Genomic DNA, 18692 nt, shown 5'->3' with positions numbered 1-18692 from the left:
CGCGTTTCGATTAGGCAACGTATCCCCGTTTATCAACCATAGCGCAAGTCTCAATATGCGAGACTTATGGGATTTTCGAGTGCGTGGTTGGGCGTGGGTGGGGCCCCTGGGCTGGTTGCGGGCGGTGCGGGGGCCCTGCGCCGCCGCCGCGTCCCGCAAAACGAGACGCTGTGCCAGGCTGTGAGGCAACGGCGGCGCCTATTCCACGAAGAACGGCGTCTCCTCCTCGGCGGGCCCGCGCAGGCAGAGGTCGAAGCGGAAGACGCGCGCCCCCGCCGCCTCGCCATCGGCCAGGGCGACCAGCCGAGGCCGCCGCGCCGGCGGCACCAGCGCCAGCACCGGGTCCCGCGCATTCGCCGCGGCGCAATCGGGGAAGAACAGCGTGGTGAGCAGCGGGCGCATCAGGCCCGAGGCCATGACCAGCAGACTGACATGCGGGGCCCGCTCGCCCGCCGGTTCCCGGAAGCCGCCCGGCCGCACGGTGCGGAACTCGTAGCGCCCTTCGACATCCGTCCAGGCGCGTCCCCAGCCGGCGAAATCCGGATCGGCCGCCCCCGCCTCGGGATCGGCCGGGTGCCGGAAGCGGCCCTCCGCATCCGCCTGCCAGGCCTCCAGGATGGCGTTGATGCAGGGCACGCCGCCCTCGCGCAGCACCCGGCCGCGCAGCAGGATCGGCTCGCCGCGCCGGGTCGGCGCCGCCGCCGCCGTCAGCCGCGTCAGGTCGTTGTCGCCCGCCCGGAAGAAGGTCTGCGGGAAGAAGGGCCCGATGGTGTGCTGCGAGATCGGGATCGCCGCCGCCTCGCCCCCCGCCCCGCTCATGGCTGCACCGGCGTCGCGGCGCGGCCGCGCAGCACGATGTCGTGGCGGTAGCCGAGCCAGCCGAGGCCGACCTCCTCCGGCGGGATCGGCCGCGCCACCAGCCGCTCCCGCGCCGCCGCATCGGGCACCGACATGAAGATGCGGTCGAGCGGGTTCAGCGGGTCGCCGGGGAAGTACATCTGCGTCACCAGCCGCGACAGCGTCGCCGGGCCGAGCACCGAAAAATGCACATGCGGCGGCCGCCACCAGGCGCCCGGCGCCGGCACCGGATAGGCGCCGGGCCGGATGGTGTGGAAGCCGTAGCGCCCCGCCGCATCGGTGCGGATGCGGCCATTGCCGATGAAGTCCGGGTCGAGCGGCGCGTCGCGCTGGTCGTTCGGGTGGAAGTAGCGGCCGGCGGCATTGGCCTGCCAGAGCTCGACCACCGCGCCCGGCACCGGCCGGCCATCCTCGTCGAGCACCCGCCCGCCGATATGGATGAGCTGGCCCTGCGCCATCCGCCCGGGCGCGAGGACGGCGAGGTTGTCGTCGCCGCAGGGCAGCTTGCGCCAGAGCTCGAGCGGCCCGGTCACCTCGGTGCGCGTCGGCGGCCGGCGGATCGGCGGCTGCGAGGGGGTGTGGGTGAAGGTGTTGCCATAGCCGGCGATCGGCACCGCCGGCTCCACCCCGGGCGGCCAGGGGGCGAAGTGGCGCGGCGCCTCGGCCGCCATCGAACCGTCCGGTCCAGCATCCTCCATGGCCCTGGCCTCCCTTTGCCGCCACCCTATCGCGGATCGGCCGGCGGCACAGCGGCGAGGGAGGGGCAAGCGATGGAGACCCGGATGGTGCAGCGCGGGCCGGCCCGCATCGCCTATGCCGCCATGGGCCAGGGCCCGGCCGTGCTGCTGCTCGCCTCGCTCGGACGCGGCGCCGAGGATTTCGCCGCGGTGGCGCCCGCCATCGCCGCGGCCGGCTTCCGCGTGCTCTGCCCGGAGCCGCGCGGCATCGGCGGCTCGGCGGGGCCGATGGAGGGGCTGACGCTCTACGACCTCGCCGAGGATGCCGGCGCCGTGCTGGCGGCCGAGACGGAGGCGCCGGCCCTCGTCGCCGGGCATGCCTTCGGCAATTGGGTGGCGCGGGCGCTCTCCGCCGCCCGGCCGGAGCGGGTGCGCGGCGTCGCGCTGCTCGCCGCCTCCATCGCCGCCGCCACCGATCCGGCGATCCGCGCCACCATCGATGGCAGCTTCGACCCGGCGCTGGGCGAGGCGGAGCGGCTGGCGCATCTGCAGCGCGGCTATTTCGCCCCCGGCCACGATGCCCGGGTCTGGCTCGGCGGCTGGCATCCGCCGGTCGCCCGCATGCAGCGCGCGGCGACGGCGGCCACCGACGATCGCTGGCGGCGCGTGGCCGAGCGGCACCCGACGCTCTATGTCGCGGCGGCCGAGGACGTCATCGCCCCGGTGCCGACCGAGGCGGAGTTGCGCGCGGCGCTCGGCCCGCGCGTCGCGCTCCGGGTCATCCCCGATTGCGGCCATGCGCTGCTGCCCGAGCAGCCGGCGGCCACCGCCGCGGCGGTGACCGGCTTCGCGCTGGCATTGGCGTGATGCCGGCTCGAAGACATCCAGCCCTGCGGCCGGCGCAGCCGGCCGAGCGCCCGAATGGGCGCCGCCACAGGTGTGGCGCAGCCAGGCCACCGGAGGTGGCGCCGGCGACTGAGGGCATCGATGGGTCACCATCGATGCACACCAGAATAGATCGCGTCTATCGCCCCGTGCGGAAGTCGAACCGGCGCTGCCGCACCGTCCAGCCATAGCGCGGATCGCCCGCGAGCAGGTGCAGGTGCTCGCCGATGCGGTTGCGCTCCAGCCAGGCGAGCGTCGCCTCCAGCTCGGCGAGCGACATCTCCGCCCGCCCCTTGCCCATCACCCGCTTCAGCGCCGCGGCATAGGCGTGGTGCGCGCCGGCCCGGCGCGGCACCTGCATCGCCCCCTCATCCTCCAGCACCTGCGCCGCCACCGCCTGGCTGATGCGGAAGCGCAATTCGCGCTCCCGCGCCGAGGGCGGCACCGCCGGCGCCGCGGCCTCCGGATCGGGCCGCGCGGCGGCGAATTCCGGCCCCGGCGCCAGCCGGTGCCAGTGCAGCGCCGTGGCGTTGGAGGCGAGCGGGATGATCGGCGGCTCCTGCGCGAATTCGGGCCCGATCGGCAGTTCGCCCTGCCGCCGCCGCGCCTTCTCCCGCGCCAGCGTGCCCTGCTCGCGCTCGATCCGCTCGCGGAAGCGGCGGAACAGCAGGTCGTCCGGGTGCAGCACCACGGCGCGCTGGCTCTCATAGGGGCCGGCGGCGAAATCCACCCGCGTCGCGCGGGCGATCATCTGCTCCAGCCAGGCGCGGGAGCGGATATGCGTCAGCGCCGCGCAGACCGCGACGCTCGGCGCGTCCAGCCCCTCATAGGCCATGGCGACGGTGACCAGCACCGAGGGCTCCGGCCGCAGCCGGAAGGCGGCCAGCACCTCCTGCGCGTCGCGCTCGTCGGAGGTGGCGATGCGCGCCGTGCTCTCCGCCTGGCCGCGCGGCAGCCAGGCGCGCACCCACTCGAGGTAGCGGCGGGCATTCTCCTGGTCCGGCGCCACCACCAGCAGCTTGCCGAGGCCCATCCCCGTCTCGCCCGGCGGCAGGCCGAGCCGGACGCGCCGCTCGGCCCGGAGGTCGCGCGTCGCGGCGAAGGCGCGGCGCAGCAGGTCGCGGGCGAAGCCGGTGCGCAGCGCGGTGAAGAGGGCGGCGCGGCCGGTCTCGGGCGGGCCGGAGACCGGGTGCGGGCCGGTGCGGCGGCGCTCCTCGTCCAGCCATTCCGCCTCGCCGTCGAGCGCCCCGAAATCCACCGGCAGCACCGCCTTCTCGGCCAGCGCCTGGGCGCGGCTGTAGCCGATGACGGCGAAGCCCGGCGCGGCGAGATCGACCTCGCGCGTCTTCGCCCGCCCGCCCGCCGTGCCCCCTGGGCCCTTGCGATAGGGCAGCCAGAGGATCGGCCGGCCATCCGCGCGCTCCAGCGTGCCGGAGAGCAGCAGCCGCACCGCCGCCGTCTCCAGCAGCGGCAGGATGGCGCGCGACCAGGCGGCCTCCTCCGGCGCGCTGGGATCGGCCTCGGCCGGCAGGTGGTGCACCTCGTCGACAACGAGCAGGGTGCGGTGCCGCCGCATCTCGGCGAGGTGCAGCCCCGGCGCCGCGGCAACGCCCTGATAGGTGGTGATCCAGCCCTGCAGCCCGCGGCAGGGATCGGGCGCGTTCTCCGCCGCCCGCACCGAGACGGCATGGCCGAGCGCCGCCCGCCAGGCCGGGTCGGCGAAGGCCTCCTCCGCCTGCAGCCGCAGGCTGTCCCGCGGCACGATCCAGCAGACCCGCTCGACGATGCCGGCGGCCATCAGCCGCGCCGCCGCGATCACCGGCAGCAGGCTCTTGCCGCCGCCCGGCGTGACCGCGGCCAGGATGTCGGCGATGCCGGTCTCGCCGCGCGCGATCGCCTCCACCACGCCCGCGAGGAGCTGCTGGTGGCTGCGGAGGGCGCGCTGCATCAGACCCGCAACGCGGCAGGAGCGAAACGGATTCCCGGGGCCGGTGCCTTTCCGCCCCCGGAGCCAGGGGATACAAGGGGCCCAACCCGTCCCAGCGAGGAAACCGTCCCGTGCCCGATCCGCGCCGCTTCCGAGTCGGCTACCTGTCGCATGTGCCGCACCCATCCTTCCTCGAGACGGCGGCGCTGCACCCGGAGCTGGAGGTGGTCCGCATCCCGCTCGACCAACCCGAATCGGCCGTGCTCGACGCGCTCCGGGGGGTGGATGCCTACTACGTCATGGCCTCGCGTGACGAATTGCCGAAGCCCTTCCACGTCCGGGCCGAGCTGCTGCGCGCCCTCCCCGACCTGCTGATGGTGGGCAGCACCGGCGCCGGCTACGACACCGTCGATCCCGGCGCCTGCACCGAGGCCGGCGTGCTGCTGGTGAACCAGGCCGGCGGCAATGCCGAGGGCGTGGCCGAGCATGCGGTCGGCATGATGCTGGCGCTGCTCAAGCGCATGCCCGAGGCTGGGGCGGCGATGCGGGCGGGCCGGGCCCGGGACCGCAACGCGCTGATGGGCCGCGAGCTGCGCGGCCGCACCGTCGGGCTGGTCGGCATCGGCCATGTCGGCACCCGCGTCGCCGAGATCGTCCGGCTCGGCTTCTCCTGCCCGGTGCTGGCCTGCGACCCCTATCTGGACGCGGCGACCATCGCCGCCCGCGGCGCCCGCAAGGTGGAGATGCCGGAGCTGCTGGCCGAGAGCGACGTGGTCAGCCTGCACCTGCCCCTCTCGCCCGAGAGCCGCAACCTGCTGGACGGCGAGAGCTTCGCCCGCATGAGGCCGGGGGCGATCTTCGTCACCACCGCCCGCGGTAACATCCATGACGAGCCGGCGCTGCACGCGGCGCTGCGCAGCGGCCACCTGGCCGGCGCCGGGCTCGATGTCTGGGAGCAGGAGCCGCCGGAGCCGGGGCATCCGCTGCTGCACATGGACAACGTCATCGTCACCCAGCACACGGCGGGGGTGACGCATGAGAGCCGGGCCAACATCACCCGCATCGCGGCGCTGGCCTTCGCCGATGTCGCCAAGGGCCGGCTGCCGCCGCGCATCATCAACCCCGCCGTGGCGCCGCGCTTCGCCGAGCGCTACGCGGCGAAGCGCGGGCGCGGCATCGCGTAGCCTTCCCCACGAGACTTCCCCACGACGTCGCTGCGCGCCGTCGTGGGGGCCCCGGGATTCGCCTCGGGACATGGGCGCGTCACAGCCTGCCGCGGCGAAGCCGCGGCAGGGCACCGGGAGGCGACGGGCGGCAACGGCATGCCTGGCGATGCTGCCTTGCCTACCCGTCCCCGCCGGCGCAGCATCGCCGCGCTGCCGGGGGAATGGGCGATGGTGGATCTGGTCGTCAGCGGGGATTGCGTGGTCACGCCGCATGCGGTGGGCCCGGCCGATGTGGCGATCGCCGGCGGCAAGGTGGTGGCGGTCGCGGCGCGCGGCGCCTTCCCGCTCGCCGCCGGAACCCGGCGGGTGGACGCCACCGGCAAGATCGTCATGCCCGGCGGCATCGACCCGCACACCCATTGCCTCTGGCCGATGCCGGTGCCGGACGGGCCGACGCTGATGACCCAGGGCCCCTCCGTGGTCGGCAAGGCGGCGCTCTTCGGCGGCACCACCACGCTGATCGACTTCACCCGCTGGACGCATGGCCAGACCGTGCAGGCGGCGATCGAGGCGCGGATGGCGGACTGGCGCGCCGATGGCTGCCCCTGCGACTGGGCGCTGCACACCATGGTCGAGGGCGACCTGCCGCCCGAGCTGCCGGCGCAGATCGGCGAGGCGATCGAGGCCGGGCATGCCACGGTCAAGATCTTCACCACCGACATCACCCCGAGCCGCAAGGGGCGCATGGTGGATTTCGGCGATATCTGGGAGGTCTTCCAGGTCCTGTCCCGCAAGGGCGGCCTCGGCGTCATCCATGCCGAGGACAACGACATCGTCATGCACATGTACGCCAAGCTGTTCCGCGAGAACCGCGCCGGCTTCGAGAACATGGCGGAGGTGCACAACACCCTCTCCGAGGATCTCTCCTTCCGCCGCGTCATCCGCCTCGCCGAGCATGTCCCCGGCACGGCGCTCTACATGATGCATGTCTCGGCCGGCAACGGCGTGCGGGCGATCCGCGAGGCGCGCGCCCGCGGCCTGCCCCTCTATGGCGAGAGCCTGCACCAGTACATGCTCTACACGCAGGAGGACTACAGGCGCCCCAACGGGCAGGTCTACCACACCTATCCCTCGCTGAAGTCGCAGGCCGACCAGGACGAGCTGTGGCGCGGCGCGCTGGACGGCACCATCGGCTGCGTGGCGACGGACGAGCTCTGCTGCTCCCTCTCAGTCAAGACCCAGGGCAGGCGCATCGACGACACCACCGGCGGCAATTCCGGCGTCGAGCCGCGCGTCGCGCTGATGTATTCCGAGATGATGAAGCGCGGCTTCACGCTCCGGCAGTTCGTCGACCGCGTCTCGACCAATGCCGCGCGCATCATGGGCCTCTATCCGCGCAAGGGCGCCATCGCCCCCGGCTCGGATGCCGATCTCTGCATCCTCGACCCGGCGCTCCGCCGCACCGTCCGGGCCGAGGCGATGCATGAGAGCGACTACTCGCCCTGGGAGGGGCGCGAGGTCGCCGCCTGGCCTTCCATGACCATCCTGCGCGGCAAGGTGGTGGTGGAGGATGACCGCTGGTGCGGCGAGGACCGCGGCGGCGAATGGCTGCCGCGGCAGGTGCCGGAGGAGATCCGCCGCGCCCCGGCCTGCTGATGCGGCGGCCGTGACCGCGCCCTCCCTGCCCGAGCTGCGCGACCTGCTGGCCGATGCGCTGGCGCTCTGGGAGGTCGAGGGCCGGGTGCGGATCGAGGCGGACGGCCTCCGCCTCGGCCCGGCGCTGCGCGTGCTGCCGGCCGCGCCCGCCGAGCATCCGGTGCGCTGGTGGGTGGAGCGGCCCGGGATGCAGGGGAAGGTCCAGCGCCGCCCCTGCACCTCCGTCCTCGGCCTGCTGCGCAGCCTGCGCAACGCCCTCGGCGCCGAGACCGGCGAAGCGCGCCGCCTGCGCGTGGCGCGGCCGGAGGGGTGAGGACCGGCATGATCCCCGTCACCGTCGTCACCGGCTTCCTCGGCGCCGGCAAGACGACGCTGCTGCGCCGCGTGCTGCGCGACCCCGCCTGGGCCGACAGCGCCGTCATCGTCAACGAATTCGGCGAGATATCGCTCGACCACGACCTCATCGCGGTGAGCGAGGAGCGCTTCGTCAGCGCCGCCACCGGCTGCCTCTGCTGCCTGGCGCGGGACGACCTGACGCGCACCCTGCTCGACCTCGCCGCGCAGCGCGCCGCCGGCGCCGTGCCGCCCTATGCGCGGGTGCTGATCGAGACCTCGGGCCTCGCCGATCCGGCGCCGGTGCTGCACGCCCTGATGCAGGATGCGGCGCTCGGCGCCACGCATGCCCTGGCCGGGGTGGTGACCCTGGTCGATGCCGCACAGGGCGCGGCGGCGCTGTCCCGCCACCCGGAGGCGCGGCGGCAGGTGATGCTGGCCGACCGCATCCTGGTCACCAAGCCGGACCTCGCCACCCCGCCCGAGGCGGCGATCCGCGCCCTCAACCCCGTCGCGCCGCTGCGCGCCGCGGTGCAGGGCGCGGCGGAGCCCGGCTGGCTGCTCGCCCCGGCGCCGCCGCCGGAGCACCTCCCCGCCCTGCTCGCCGCGATGCAGGCGGAGGCCGCGGCGCGCCACACGCCCGGGCTCGGCGCCATCGCCCTCGAGCGCGAGGCGCCGCTGCCGGCGCTGGCGCTGACGCTCTGGCTGCAGGGCCTCGCCGAGCATGCCGGGCCGCGGCTGCTGCGGCTGAAGGGCCTCGTCGCGCTGACGGAATGCCCGGAGCGCCCGGCGGTGCTGCAGGCCGTCCAGCACCTGGTGCATCCGCTGGACTGGCTGGACTCCTGGCCGGGCGGCGAGCGGCGCAGCCGCCTCATGATCATCGGCGAGCGCATCCCGCGGCATTTCCCGGCCCGGCTGCTGGCGGCGATCGAGGCCGAGGTCGCGGCCGAGGCGGCGCGGCGCTGACCCAGGCGCGGCTTGCCGCCCGCGCCCGGGGATGGTGAATTGCCGGCGACAGCATCCCTGGGAGGAACAGGGGCCCGGCCACCGCCCGAGGCCCCGAGGCACATGACCGATCCGGCACAGATCTTCTCGCTCCAGGGCAGCACCGCGCTCGTCACCGGCGCGTCCGGCGCGCTCGGCGCGCATTTCGCCCGCGTGCTGCACGCCGCCGGCGCGAACCTCGTGCTGGCCGCCCGCCGCGTCGAGGCGCTGGAGGCGCTGGCCTCCGAGCTCGGCCCGCGGGCGAAGCCGGTGCCGCTCGACGTCACCGACGCCGCCGCGGTGGGCCGCGCCTTCGACGCCGCCGAGACCGCCTTCGGCGCCCCCTGCGACGTCATCGTCAACAATGCCGGCATCGCCGTCAGCCGCCCGGTGCTGCAGCAGACGGAGCAGGACTGGGACAGCGTGCTCGACGTCAACCTGCGGGGCTGCTTCCTGGTGGCGACCGAGGGGGCGCGGCGGCTGGTGGCGGCGCGGCGGGGCGGGGCCATCGTCAACATCGCCTCCATCGGCGGGCTGCGCATCCTGCAGGGCGTCGCCGGCTACACCGCCTCCAAGGCCGGGCTGGTGCAGCTGACGAAGCAGATGGCGGTGGAGCTGGCGCGCCACGACATCCGGGTGAACGCGCTCTGCCCCGGCTATGTCGAGACGCCGATCAACCGCGACTTCTTCGCCTCCGAGGCCGGGCAGGCGGTGGTGCGGCGCGTGCCGCAGCGCCGGCTCGGCCAGCCGGGGGACCTCTCGGGGGCGCTGCTGCTGCTCGCCTCGCCGGCGGGGGCGCATATGACGGGGGCGGCGCTGGTGGTGGATGGCGGGCATTCGGTGAACCCGCTGTGAATCTCCCCACGACGTCGCTGCGCGCCGTCGCGGGGGCCCCGGGGATTCGCTCCGGGACGTAAGCACGTCACAGCCTGCCGCGGCAAAGCCGCGGCAGGGCAACGGGCAGCGAGGGATCGGGCCGGCGACACGGCGGCCGGCACCTGCGTTGCTCATCCGGCCTTCTCCGCCTGCGGCGCGCGGCCGTGGGCGGCCCAACGCAGAGAGTCAGGACGCCGCCCATGGACTTCGCCCTCCCGCCCGAGATCGACGAGATCCGCCAGCGCATCCGCGCCTTCGTCGAGGAGCGCATCATCCCGCTCGAATCCGACCCCGCGAGCTATGACGAGCACGAGAACATCGCCCGGCCGGTGCTGGAGCGGCTGCGGGCGGAGGCGAAGCGGCAGGGGCTCTGGGCGCTCGGCATGCCGCAGGAGCGCGGCGGCGGCGGCCTCTCCATGGTCGGCCTCGCCGCCTGCTACGAGGAGATGAACCGCTCCATCTTCGGCCCCGTGGTCTTCCACGGCGCGGCGCCGGACGACGGCAACATGCGGCTGCTGAACATGGTCGGCACCGAGGCGCAGAAGGAACGCTGGCTGCAGCCGATCATCGACGGCGCGGTGCAGTCCGCCTTCGTCATGACCGAGCCGGATGGCTGCGGCAGCGACCCCTCCATGACCTACACCCGGGCCGAGCGGCAGGGCGACCGCTGGGTGATCCGCGGCCGCAAGCACTTCATCACCGGCGCGGCGGAGGCGAAGCACTTCATCCTCATCGCCCGCACCGGCGAGGACGACCGCAACGGGCTGACCGCCTTCCTCTACCATGCCGACCAGCCGGGCTGGCGCATCATCCGCCGCATCCCGATCATGGGGCCGGAGGAGCATGGCGGGCATTGCGAGATCGAGTATGACGGGCTCGAGATCGCCGACGAGAACGTGCTGATGCAGCGCGGCGACGGGCTGCGCGCCACCCAGATCCGCCTCGGCCCGGCCCGCCTCACCCACTGCATGCGCTGGACCGGCATGGGCCGCCGCGCGCTCGAGATCGCCATGGCGCGGGTCGAGACCCGCAAGGCCTTCGGCTCCACGCTCATCGAGAAGGAGAGCGTGCAGCAGATGATCGGCCAGGCGGCGATGGAGCTCGATATCGGCCGGCTGCTGACCATGCGCGCCGCCTGGCTGCTCGACAATGGCAGCCTGGCGCGGAAGGAGGTCTCCATGGCCAAGGTCGTCGTCGCCGATGCGCTGCACCGCGCGGTCGACACCTCGCTCCAGCTCCTCGGCGCCCGCGGCTACTCCAAGGACACGGTGGTGGAGTGGATGTACCGCTACGCCCGGCAGGCGCGGCTGGTCGACGGCGCCTCCGAGGTGCACCGCATGGTGCTGACCAATTTCCTCCGCCGCCAGGGGAAGGACTTCTTCGCCTGGGGCGCCGGCCGTGGATGAGGCGGCGCGCAACCGCCTCGCCGCCTGGCTGAGCGAGGCCGCCGGCGCGCCGGTCGCGATCACCGGCATGGGGCTGCTCTCGGGCGGCGCGGTGCAGCAGAACTGGGCGCTCGACGTGACGCGCGGCGGCGCGCCGGAGCGCTGGGTGCTGCGCACCGACAACGTCGCGGTGCTCGCCGTCTCCCTGCCGCGCACGGCGGAATACGCCCTGCTGCGGGCGGCGCATGCCGCCGGCGTCGCGGTGCCGGAGCCGCTCTTCTGCTGTCCCGGGCGCGAGGTGACCGGCGCGCCCTTCTTCGTCATGCGCCGGGTCGAGGGCATCGCCGCTGGCCACCGGCTGGTGCGCCTGGCCGAGGACGACGCGCTGGCCGAGGCGGTGGGGCGGGAGCTGGCGCGCATCCACCGCATCCGCCCGCCGCGGCCGGACCTGCCCTTCCTCGGCGAGCCGCCGGCGGATGCGCACCGCGCCTTCCTCGCCGCCCAGCGCGCCGCCCTCGATGCCGCCGGCACGCCGCGGCCGGTGCTGGAATGGGGGCTGCGGCATCTCGAGCGCAGCGCCCCGCCGCCGGCCGAGCTGGTGCTCAACCACAACGACTTCCGCACCGGCAACTACCTGGCCGAGGGCGACCGGGTCTCGGCGGTGCTCGACTGGGAATTCGCCGCCTGGGGCGACCGCCACGCCGATCTCGGCTGGTTCTGCGCCCCCTGCTGGCGCTTCGGCGCGCTCGCGCGCGAGGCGGGCGGCATCGGCCGGCGGGAGGCGCTCTACGCCGCCTATGCCGCCGAGAGCGGCGTCGCGCCGCAGCACGAGCGGGTGCTGTGGTGGGAGTTGGCGGCGACGATCCGCTGGGCGGTGGTCGCGGCCGACCAGGGCGGCCGGCACCTCAAGGGCGACACCAGCCTGGAATTGGCGCTGACCAGCCATATCGTGCCGGAGCTGGAGATGGACGTGCTGCGCATGACGGGGATCGCCTGATGCCGGAACGGCCCATGCTGGAACAGCCGGACGCCGCCAACCTGCTGGACACGGCGCGCGACGTGCTGCTGCGCACGCTGCTGCCGGCGCTGCCGGAGGCGCTGCGCTTCCAGGCGCGCATGGTCGCCAATGCGATGGCGGTGGCCCGGCGCGAGGGCGAGGCCGACCCGGCCCCGGCGCTGGCCGCGCTGCGCGCCGCCCTGGGCGCGCCGGAGGGCGAGGCCGGCGACCTGCTGATGCGCCTCGCCCGCGACATCCGCGCCGGCGCGCACGACCCCGGCACGCCGGGCCATGCCGCGGTGGCCGAGGCGCTGCTGGCGCTGACGCGGCTCCGCTGCGGCGTCAGCGCCCCGAAGGCGCTCGGCCACTGACGGCGGCGCAGGATACGGGAGGGAGAAGGACGAGGATGGACGAGGGTCCGAACGCGCTGCCGCAACTGCCGGCCAACCATGTGCCGCTCTCGCCGATCTCCTTCCTGCTGCGGGCGGCGCGCATCTATCCCGGGCGCGTCGCGGTCATCCATGGGCGCCGGCGCCTGACCTATGCGGCGCTCGCCGAGCGCAGCCGCCGCCTCGCCGCGGCGCTCGGCGGCGCCGGCATCGCGCCGGGCGAGGTGGTGGCGGTGCTGGCGCCCAACATCCCGGAGATGCTGGAGGCGCATTACGGCGTGCCGATGGCCGGCGCCATCCTGCTGACCATCAACATCCGCCTCGACGCCGCCTCGATCGGCTTCATCCTGCGCCACAGCAAGGCCAGGCTGCTGCTGGTGGACAGCGAATATGCCAACATCGCCCGCGTCGCCCTGGCCGGGATGGAGGCGCCGCCGCCGGCGATCGACATCCGCGATCCCGAAGGGCCGGGAGGCGAGGGGCTCGGCGGGACGTCGTATGAGGACTTCCTCGCCGGCGGCGATCCGGCGGCGCCGGTGCGCCTGCCCGCGGATGAGTGGGAGGCGATCGCCCTCTCCTACACCTCGGGCACGACGGGCGACCCGAAGGGCGTCGTCACGCATCACCGCGGCGCCTATCTGAATGCCTGCGGCAATGCGCTGGCCTTCGGCCTCTCGCCGCGCAGCGTCTATCTCTGGACGCTGCCGATGTTCCACTGCAACGGCTGGACCTATACCTGGGCCGTCACCCTGCAAGGCGGCACGCATGTCTGCCTGCGGCGGGTGGAGCCGGCGGCGATCTTCGCCGCCATCGCCGAGCATGGCGTGACCCATATGTGCGCCGCGCCGGTGGTGCTGACCATGCTCATCCACGCGCCCGAGGCGGTGAGGCGCCGCCCGGCGCAGCCGGTCGCGATCGCCACCGGCGGCGCCGCCCCGCCCTCCCCTGTCATCGCCCGGATGGAGGAGATGGGCTTCGCGGTGACGCATCTCTACGGCCTGACGGAATGCTACGGCCCGGCCACCATCTGCCTCTGGCAGCCGGGGCTGGACGAGATGCCGCTGCCGCAGAAGGCCGCCTTCATGGCGCGCCAGGGCGTCAACCACCCGATGCTGGAGGAGGCGACGGTCCTCGACCCCGACAGCATGGCGCCGGTGCCGCGCGACGGCGCGACGCTGGGCGAGATCATGCTGCGCGGCAACACGGTGATGAAGGGCTACCTGGACAACCCTGCGGCCAATGCCGCCGCCTTCGCCGGCGGCTGGTTCCACACCGGCGATCTCGGCGTGCTGCACCCGGATGGCTATATCGAGGTGAAGGACCGCGCCAAGGATATCGTTATCTCCGGCGGCGAGAACATCTCGACCCTCGAGGTGGAGGAGGTGCTCTACGCGCATCCCGCCATCATGGAGGCGGCGGTGGTCGCGGCGCCGGACGCGAAATGGGGCGAGGTGCCGCATGCCTTCGTCACCCCCGCCCCGGACCGGCCGGCGCCGACCGAGGCCGAGGTGATCGCCTGGTGCCGCGAGCGGCTGGCGCATTTCAAGGCGCCGAAGCGCGTCACCTTCGGCCCTTTGCCCAAGACCAGCACCGGCAAGATCCAGAAATTCGACCTGCGGCAACGCCTGCGCGGGGGCTGAGCCGCGGCGGAGGACCCAGCATGCGCATCGCCCGTCGTCTCCTGCTCGCCGGCCCGGCGCTGCTCGCCGCGCCCGGCGGCATCACGCCCGCGCGGGCCGCGGCCTGGTCGCCGGACCGGCCGGTGCGCATCCTCATCCCCTACACGCCGGGCGCCATCAACGACGCGCTCGGCCGGCTGATCGGCGAGCGGTTCCAGGAGGTGCTCGGCCAGCCCGGGCTGGTGGAGAACCGGCCGGGCGCCAGCGGCTCGCTCGCCATCGCGGCGACGGCGCAGGCGGCGCCGGACGGGCTGACCATCGTGGTCGCCAACACCGCCAACCTCTGCATGAACCCCTTCCTCTTCGCCAATACCGGCTACGACCCGCGCCGCGACCTCGCCCCCATCGCCACGGTCGCGCGGGTGATGAACGTGCTCGTCGTGCGCGCCGACAGCCCCTACCGCACGCTGGCCGAGCTGGTGGCGGCGGCGAAGGCGAAGCCGGGCGCGCTCAGCTTCGCCAGCTCCGGCGCCGGCAGCAGCCCGCATCTGGCGGCCGAGCTGTTCAAGGCGCGCACCGGCATCGAGCTGACGCATGTGCCCTATCGCGGCAGCGCGCCCGGCCTCGCCGACCTCCTCGGCGGCCGCGTCACCCTGTCGATCGACAACCTGCCCAACGTGCTGGCGCATGTGCAGGATGGGCGGATGCGCGCCCTCGGCGTCACCGGCGCCGAGCGCGACCCGGCGCTGCCGGATGTGCCGACCTTCCTCGAGGCGGGGTTCCGTGGCGTCGAGGTCTATGTCTGGTTCGGCTTCGTCGGCCCGGCGGCGCTGCCGGCCGCGATCCGCGACCGCCTGGCCGGGGCCATCATCGGCATCGCCAACACGCCGGAGACGGCCGAGCGCATCCACCGCGCCGGCGCGACGGTCTGGACCCAGGACCCGGCGCAGATGGCGGCGCTGATCGAGGCCGGGCTGCAGACCTGGGGCAGCGTGATCCGCGCCGCCAACCTGCGCATCGAGTAGCGCCCCCCGCCCCCAGGCCAGCGCCGCAGAGCCACGCCCCGCGTTCACGCCCTGCCGCCATCCGCTCTAGTCTCGGCCCGAAACAGGAGGACCCCCATGTCGGCCACGGCACCGAACGAGACCCAGCACCTGCTCGCCGAGCTCAACGCGCTGCTGCGGCTGAAGACCACCGTCATCGGCATGAAGCTGTTCGAGACGGTGGAGGCGATGCAGGCCATCCCGCGCATCCGGCGGCCGAAATCGGTGCACACCACCGACCAGATCGTCTCCATGGCCTCCCGCCTCGGCTGGACGGTCGGCATCACCGCCGAGGACCTGGTGGGCAACCAGTGCCGCGCCGTGATCGGCCTCGCCCCGCGCGACGAGCGGGGGGAGCGCTATGTCGGCGTCTGGCACGGCGATGCCGAGAGCGCGGCGGCGCGGCAGCAGGCGTTGGATTGCGTGCCCTATGGCCGCTACGAGGCGCTGGTGGTGAGCCCGCTGGAGAGCGGGCGGCTGGACCCGCCGGACATCGTCCTCGTCTATGCGACGCCGGGGCAGATGATCATCCTCATCAACGGGCTGCAGTACCGCAACTACCGCAAATTCGCCTGGTCGGTGGTGGGCGAGACCGCCTGCGCCGACAGTTGGGGCCGGGCGCTGGCGACCGGCGAGCCGAGCCTCTCGCTGCCCTGCTTCGCCGAGCGCCGCTATGGCGGCGTGCCGGACGAGGAGATGCTGATGGCACTGAAGCCCGAGGACCTGCGCCGCGCGGTGGAGGGGATGAAAGCGCTGGCGAAGAACGGCATCCGCTATCCGATCCCGGCCTATGGCATCCAGGCCGATCCCTCGGCGGGGATGGGGATCAGCTATGCCGGCAAGGGGGAGAAGGCGGCGACGCCGGCGCGGTAGGGCGACGGCGGGCCGGGCGGCGGGGCGGCGCCCGGCCGCAGCGGTGCCTCGACCGGGGTCCGGGTCGTAGCAGCCGTAGTTTCTTCGTTTCTTATAAGAATCGAATTGCCTTGCAGCACATTGCAACGGCGTGCTCAACCATGGGTGCTGCACTCCATGGAAGAAACAATCATGAATTCAGGGCTTCGCTTTCTCGCGCTGTCACTGGTCACGTTGCTGCCGGCTTGCGCCACGCTGATCGAAGGCACGAGCGACAACGTGACCTTGTCGAGCAACCCGGCCGGCGCAGCCTGCGTGGTCGACAGGAATGGCGAGCGCGTCGGTGCGGTGTCGGCGACCCCACAAAGCGTCCGCATCAGCAAGAGCCGTCACGACCTCGTCGTGAACTGCACCAAGGAGGGATACCAGCCGGCGACCAAGGTCGCTTCATCGAGTTTCACCGGCACGACCTTCGGCAACATCCTCGCGGGCGGCCTCGTCGGCGTCGCTGTCGATGCGGCCTCGGGCGCCAACAGCAAGTATCCGTCCGAAGTCAACGTGCCCATGGCAGAGAACCCGAAGCCCGAGGTCCCGCCGCAGCCGATTGCCATGGAGCCGGTGGAGTCGAACGTGCAGCCAGTCGTCTACCGGCCGCGCCGCAGGCCCGGTGTCTGATGGCGGGTGAGGGGGCGGCCGATGCCCCCTCCCCTTGCATCCGCTGTCCTGGTCTCGGAGACGGCCGTATTTCGAGATCGGGATGGCAGAGTGCTTGCCGTTTTCATGCGTGGCAGGACGCTTTCCGGATCTTGTCTTGTGGATCTCTTTGCCAGGGCGCGACCGCAGCCGCCGCCCCTGCGCATGCTGCGTTCACCTGGGTTCGCACGGCACGCGCCAGGGCCCTGTTTTCAGGGCATCGTCATGCGTTCAGACGGAAACGTCCGAACGCAACCTGCCCCCCCCGCAACGCCGCGCGGCGGTGTTGCGGGGCAACCCCTAGCACCCCGTGATCCGCCCCGAGGCGATGCAGTCCTGATAGCTGATCGCCCGCTGCACCACCGGGAACAGCAGATAGGCGCCCCCCAGCACCGCCAGGATCACGGCAAGGCCGATCAGCCCGACCAGATCGGGGCGGCGGCGGGGCTCTTTCTCGGGCAAGCGGATCTCCGGCCGGGGCAAGGCCGCCACCATAGGCAGCAGTCCGGCGCCGACAAGCCACCCCAGGTATCCCCCCCCGGTTCCCCCTGCCGCCGCCGGTGCTAGGCTGCCGCCAAACGCCTCAGGGGAACGCCATGCCGGACCATGCCGGGCACAGCAGCAACGCCACCGTCGCCTTCCGCCTCGCCGAGGCCTTCCGCCGCCATGGCGTGACGCTCACCTTCGGCCAGAGCCTGCCCAGCGCCTTCCACCTGGCCAGCCCGCATCTCGGCATCGACCAGAAGGTCTACCGGCAGGAGAATGCCGGCGGCACCATGGCCGATGGCTATGCCCGCATCTCCCGCAAGGTCGGCGTCGTCACCGCCCAGAACGGCCCGGCCGCGACCTTGCTGGTGCCGCCGCTGGCCGAGGCGCTGAAGGCCAGCATCCCGATCCTCGCCCTGGTGCAGGAGGTGACGCGCGACGCCACCGACCGCAACGCCTTCCAGGAGCTCGACCATCTCGGCATGTTCGCCCCCGTCGCCAAATGGGTGCGGCGGATCGACCGCGCCGACCGGCTGGACGACTATGTGGACATGGCCTTCACCGCCGCCGCCTCCGGCCGCCCCGGCCCGGCGGTGCTGCTGGTGCCGGCCGACCTGCTGACCGAGGGGGCGGCCCCCCTCTCCTCCCTGCTCCGCCCGCGCGCCCTCTCGCTCGGCCGGGTGCCGCTCGACCGGGTGGTGGCCGATCCGGCGGCCATCGCCGCCGCCGCCGAGGCGCTGGCCGCCGCGAAGCACCCGCTGGTCGTCGCCGGCGGCGGCGTCCACCTCTCGGATGCCGCGGCCGAGCTGGCGGCGCTGCAGGAGCGGGCGCATCTGCCGCTCGCCACCACCGTCATGGGCAAGGGCGCGGCGGACGAGACGCATCCGCTCACCCTCGGCGTCATCGGCTATGTCATGGGCCAGGGCAGCCGCACCCAGGCGCTGCGCCCGATGGTCGAGCGCGCCGATCTCGTCCTGCTGGTCGGCAACCGCACCAACCAGAACGGCACCGATAGCTGGAAGCTGTTCGGGCCGGAGACGCGCTTCATCCATCTCGACCTGGACCCGATGGAGGTCGGCCGCAATTACGAGGCGATGCGCCTGGTGGGCGACGCCAAGCTCACCCTGGCGGCGCTGACCGAGGCGCTGGCGGCGCGCGACCTCGCCGCCCGCCAGGCCGCCCGCCCGGCGATCGAGCGGGAGATCGCCCAGGGCCTCGCCGCCTGGCGCAAGACCATCGCCGGAGTCACCACCCGCGACGCCCCCCTCCCCCGGCCGGAGCGGCTGATGGCCGAGCTGGACGCGCTGCTGGCGCCGGAGGACATCGTCGTCGCCGATGCCTCCTACTCCTCGATCTGGATCGCCAATTACCTCACCGCCCGGCGGCCGGGGCAGCGCTTCCTGACGCCGCGCGGCATCGCCGGCCTCGGCTGGGGCCTGCCCATGGCGATCGGCGCCCGCATCGCCGCCGAGGAGGCGGGCTCCAAGGCGCGCGTCGTCTGCCTCTGCGGCGATGGCGGCTTCGGCCATAGCTGGGCCGAGCTGGAGACGCTGCGGCGGCTGGAGCTGCCGGTGGTCACGCTGGTGCTGAACAACGGCATCCTCGGCTACCAGAAGCATGCCGAGGAGGTGAAGTTCGGCGAGCACACCAAGGCGGTGCACTTCACCGCCGTGGACCACGCCGCCATCGCCCGCGCCTGCGGCGTCGAGGGGGTGCGGCTGGAGCGCAGCGCCGACATCCCCGGCGCCCTCGAGGCGGCGCTGGCGGCGCGGCATCCGGTGCTGATCGACATGCTGACCGACCCGGACGCCAAGCCGCCCATCTCCTTCTATGCCGGCCACTATCCGGAGCCCTTCTGATGGAGTC

Annotated in this window: 18 protein-coding genes; 14 read left to right on the top strand and 4 right to left on the bottom strand. The window is 73.5% G+C overall.

The window, feature by feature from the left end; all coding sequences use genetic code 11:
* Positions 1 to 198: 198 nt before the first annotated feature.
* Both pcaG and DOO78_RS15730 read right to left on the bottom strand, forming a co-directional pair.
* On the bottom strand, positions 199 to 819 hold the full coding sequence (gene pcaG, locus DOO78_RS15735; RefSeq protein WP_111470813.1) for a protocatechuate 3,4-dioxygenase subunit alpha: 621 nt from the start codon (positions 817 to 819) through the stop codon (positions 199 to 201).
* The gene (locus DOO78_RS15730) at positions 816 to 1556 is read right to left on the bottom strand and encodes a dioxygenase family protein (RefSeq protein ID WP_111470812.1); all 741 of its coding nucleotides are present in this window, start codon (positions 1554 to 1556) and stop codon (positions 816 to 818) included. The genes pcaG and DOO78_RS15730 overlap by 4 nt, the downstream gene beginning before the upstream one ends.
* Before the next feature lie 72 nt (positions 1557 to 1628).
* On the opposite strand from DOO78_RS15730, the gene DOO78_RS15725 reads away from it, so the two are divergent.
* The gene (locus tag DOO78_RS15725; RefSeq protein ID WP_111470811.1) at positions 1629 to 2402 is read left to right on the top strand and encodes an alpha/beta fold hydrolase; all 774 of its coding nucleotides are present in this window, start codon (positions 1629 to 1631) and stop codon (positions 2400 to 2402) included.
* Between the two features lie 157 nt (positions 2403 to 2559).
* Here the strand turns inward: DOO78_RS15725 and DOO78_RS15720 are convergent, their stop codons facing one another.
* Positions 2560 to 4368 carry a DEAD/DEAH box helicase gene (locus tag DOO78_RS15720; protein WP_111470810.1) on the bottom strand — a complete coding sequence of 603 codons (1809 nt, stop codon included), beginning with the start codon at positions 4366 to 4368 and terminating at the stop codon, positions 2560 to 2562.
* A 110-nt stretch (positions 4369 to 4478) separates the two neighbouring features.
* Here DOO78_RS15720 and DOO78_RS15715 point away from each other — a divergent pair, with 110 nt between their 5' ends.
* The 12 genes from DOO78_RS15715 (at position 4479) to DOO78_RS15660 (ending at position 16322) form a co-directional block, all read left to right on the top strand.
* The gene (locus DOO78_RS15715) at positions 4479 to 5531 is read left to right on the top strand and encodes an NAD(P)-dependent oxidoreductase (RefSeq protein ID WP_165838919.1); all 1053 of its coding nucleotides are present in this window, start codon (positions 4479 to 4481) and stop codon (positions 5529 to 5531) included.
* A gap of 156 nt (positions 5532 to 5687) precedes the next feature.
* A complete protein-coding gene (locus DOO78_RS15710; RefSeq protein WP_165838918.1) occupies positions 5688 to 7169 on the top strand; it encodes an amidohydrolase family protein in 1482 nt (493 codons plus the stop codon).
* Positions 7170 to 7179: 10 nt separating this feature from the next.
* Positions 7180 to 7482 carry a hypothetical protein gene (locus DOO78_RS15705; RefSeq protein WP_111470808.1) on the top strand — a complete coding sequence of 101 codons (303 nt, stop codon included), beginning with the start codon at positions 7180 to 7182 and terminating at the stop codon, positions 7480 to 7482.
* A gap of 8 nt (positions 7483 to 7490) precedes the next feature.
* The gene (locus DOO78_RS15700; protein WP_111470807.1) at positions 7491 to 8468 is read left to right on the top strand and encodes a CobW family GTP-binding protein; all 978 of its coding nucleotides are present in this window, start codon (positions 7491 to 7493) and stop codon (positions 8466 to 8468) included.
* Positions 8469 to 8570: 102 nt separating this feature from the next.
* The gene (locus DOO78_RS15695) at positions 8571 to 9341 is read left to right on the top strand and encodes an SDR family NAD(P)-dependent oxidoreductase (protein WP_111470806.1); all 771 of its coding nucleotides are present in this window, start codon (positions 8571 to 8573) and stop codon (positions 9339 to 9341) included.
* A gap of 221 nt (positions 9342 to 9562) precedes the next feature.
* Positions 9563 to 10768, top strand: coding sequence for an acyl-CoA dehydrogenase family protein (locus tag DOO78_RS15690; RefSeq protein ID WP_111470805.1), 1206 nt, complete (start codon positions 9563 to 9565; stop codon positions 10766 to 10768).
* Complete coding sequence (locus DOO78_RS15685) at positions 10761 to 11744, top strand: phosphotransferase family protein (RefSeq protein ID WP_111470804.1); 984 nt, start codon at positions 10761 to 10763, stop codon at positions 11742 to 11744. The genes DOO78_RS15690 and DOO78_RS15685 overlap by 8 nt, the downstream gene beginning before the upstream one ends.
* On the top strand, positions 11744 to 12115 hold the full coding sequence (locus tag DOO78_RS15680) for a DUF6285 domain-containing protein (RefSeq protein ID WP_111470803.1): 372 nt from the start codon (positions 11744 to 11746) through the stop codon (positions 12113 to 12115). Before DOO78_RS15685 ends, DOO78_RS15680 begins: the two co-directional genes overlap by 1 nt.
* 35 nt (positions 12116 to 12150) lie before the next feature.
* Positions 12151 to 13773 (top strand): AMP-binding protein, encoded by a 1623-nt coding sequence (locus DOO78_RS15675; RefSeq protein WP_111470802.1) that lies wholly within the window; start codon positions 12151 to 12153, stop codon positions 13771 to 13773.
* A gap of 20 nt (positions 13774 to 13793) precedes the next feature.
* Positions 13794 to 14777: a Bug family tripartite tricarboxylate transporter substrate binding protein gene (locus DOO78_RS15670; RefSeq protein WP_111470801.1), complete on the top strand. Its 984-nt coding sequence runs from the start codon at positions 13794 to 13796 to the stop codon at positions 14775 to 14777.
* Between the two features lie 96 nt (positions 14778 to 14873).
* A complete protein-coding gene (locus DOO78_RS15665) occupies positions 14874 to 15668 on the top strand; it encodes a DUF169 domain-containing protein (protein ID WP_111470800.1) in 795 nt (264 codons plus the stop codon).
* 156 nt (positions 15669 to 15824) lie between these two features.
* On the top strand, positions 15825 to 16322 hold the full coding sequence (locus DOO78_RS15660; RefSeq protein WP_128080067.1) for a PEGA domain-containing protein: 498 nt from the start codon (positions 15825 to 15827) through the stop codon (positions 16320 to 16322).
* A 318-nt stretch (positions 16323 to 16640) separates the two neighbouring features.
* Here the strand turns inward: DOO78_RS15660 and DOO78_RS27555 are convergent, their stop codons facing one another.
* A complete protein-coding gene (locus DOO78_RS27555; RefSeq protein ID WP_165838917.1) occupies positions 16641 to 16802 on the bottom strand; it encodes a hypothetical protein in 162 nt (53 codons plus the stop codon).
* 134 nt (positions 16803 to 16936) lie between these two features.
* On the opposite strand from DOO78_RS27555, the gene DOO78_RS15650 reads away from it, so the two are divergent.
* Positions 16937 to 18685, top strand: a complete 1749-nt coding sequence (locus DOO78_RS15650; RefSeq protein ID WP_111470797.1) for an acetolactate synthase catalytic subunit — start codon at positions 16937 to 16939, stop codon at positions 18683 to 18685.
* Positions 18686 to 18692: the final 7 nt, after the last annotated feature.

The sequence above is a fragment of the Roseicella frigidaeris genome, from assembly GCF_003258945.1.
GTDB lineage: Bacteria > Pseudomonadota > Alphaproteobacteria > Acetobacterales > Acetobacteraceae > Paracraurococcus > Paracraurococcus frigidaeris.
The sequence above is the reverse complement of the archived record's forward strand: the minus strand, read 5'-3'. Positions and strand labels throughout refer to the sequence as shown.

Excerpts from the sequence above, each read along its gene's own strand:
- DOO78_RS15700 (WP_111470807.1), top strand. The coding sequence starts at position 7,491 with ATGATCCCCGTCACCGTCGTCACCGGCTTCCTCGGCGCCGGCAAGACG.
- DOO78_RS15665 (WP_111470800.1), top strand. The coding sequence starts at position 14,874 with ATGTCGGCCACGGCACCGAACGAGACCCAGCACCTGCTCGCCGAGCTC.
- DOO78_RS15675 (WP_111470802.1), top strand. The coding sequence starts at position 12,151 with ATGGACGAGGGTCCGAACGCGCTGCCGCAACTGCCGGCCAACCATGTG.
- DOO78_RS15650 (WP_111470797.1), top strand. The coding sequence starts at position 16,937 with ATGCCGGACCATGCCGGGCACAGCAGCAACGCCACCGTCGCCTTCCGC.
- DOO78_RS15690 (WP_111470805.1), top strand. The coding sequence starts at position 9,563 with ATGGACTTCGCCCTCCCGCCCGAGATCGACGAGATCCGCCAGCGCATC.
- DOO78_RS15730 (WP_111470812.1), bottom strand. The coding sequence starts at position 1,556 with ATGGAGGATGCTGGACCGGACGGTTCGATGGCGGCCGAGGCGCCGCGC.
- DOO78_RS15660 (WP_128080067.1), top strand. The coding sequence starts at position 15,825 with ATGGAAGAAACAATCATGAATTCAGGGCTTCGCTTTCTCGCGCTGTCA.
- pcaG (WP_111470813.1), bottom strand. The coding sequence starts at position 819 with ATGAGCGGGGCGGGGGGCGAGGCGGCGGCGATCCCGATCTCGCAGCAC.
- DOO78_RS15695 (WP_111470806.1), top strand. The coding sequence starts at position 8,571 with ATGACCGATCCGGCACAGATCTTCTCGCTCCAGGGCAGCACCGCGCTC.
- DOO78_RS15670 (WP_111470801.1), top strand. The coding sequence starts at position 13,794 with ATGCGCATCGCCCGTCGTCTCCTGCTCGCCGGCCCGGCGCTGCTCGCC.
- DOO78_RS15680 (WP_111470803.1), top strand. The coding sequence starts at position 11,744 with ATGCCGGAACGGCCCATGCTGGAACAGCCGGACGCCGCCAACCTGCTG.
- DOO78_RS15720 (WP_111470810.1), bottom strand. The coding sequence starts at position 4,368 with ATGCAGCGCGCCCTCCGCAGCCACCAGCAGCTCCTCGCGGGCGTGGTG.
- DOO78_RS15725 (WP_111470811.1), top strand. The coding sequence starts at position 1,629 with ATGGAGACCCGGATGGTGCAGCGCGGGCCGGCCCGCATCGCCTATGCC.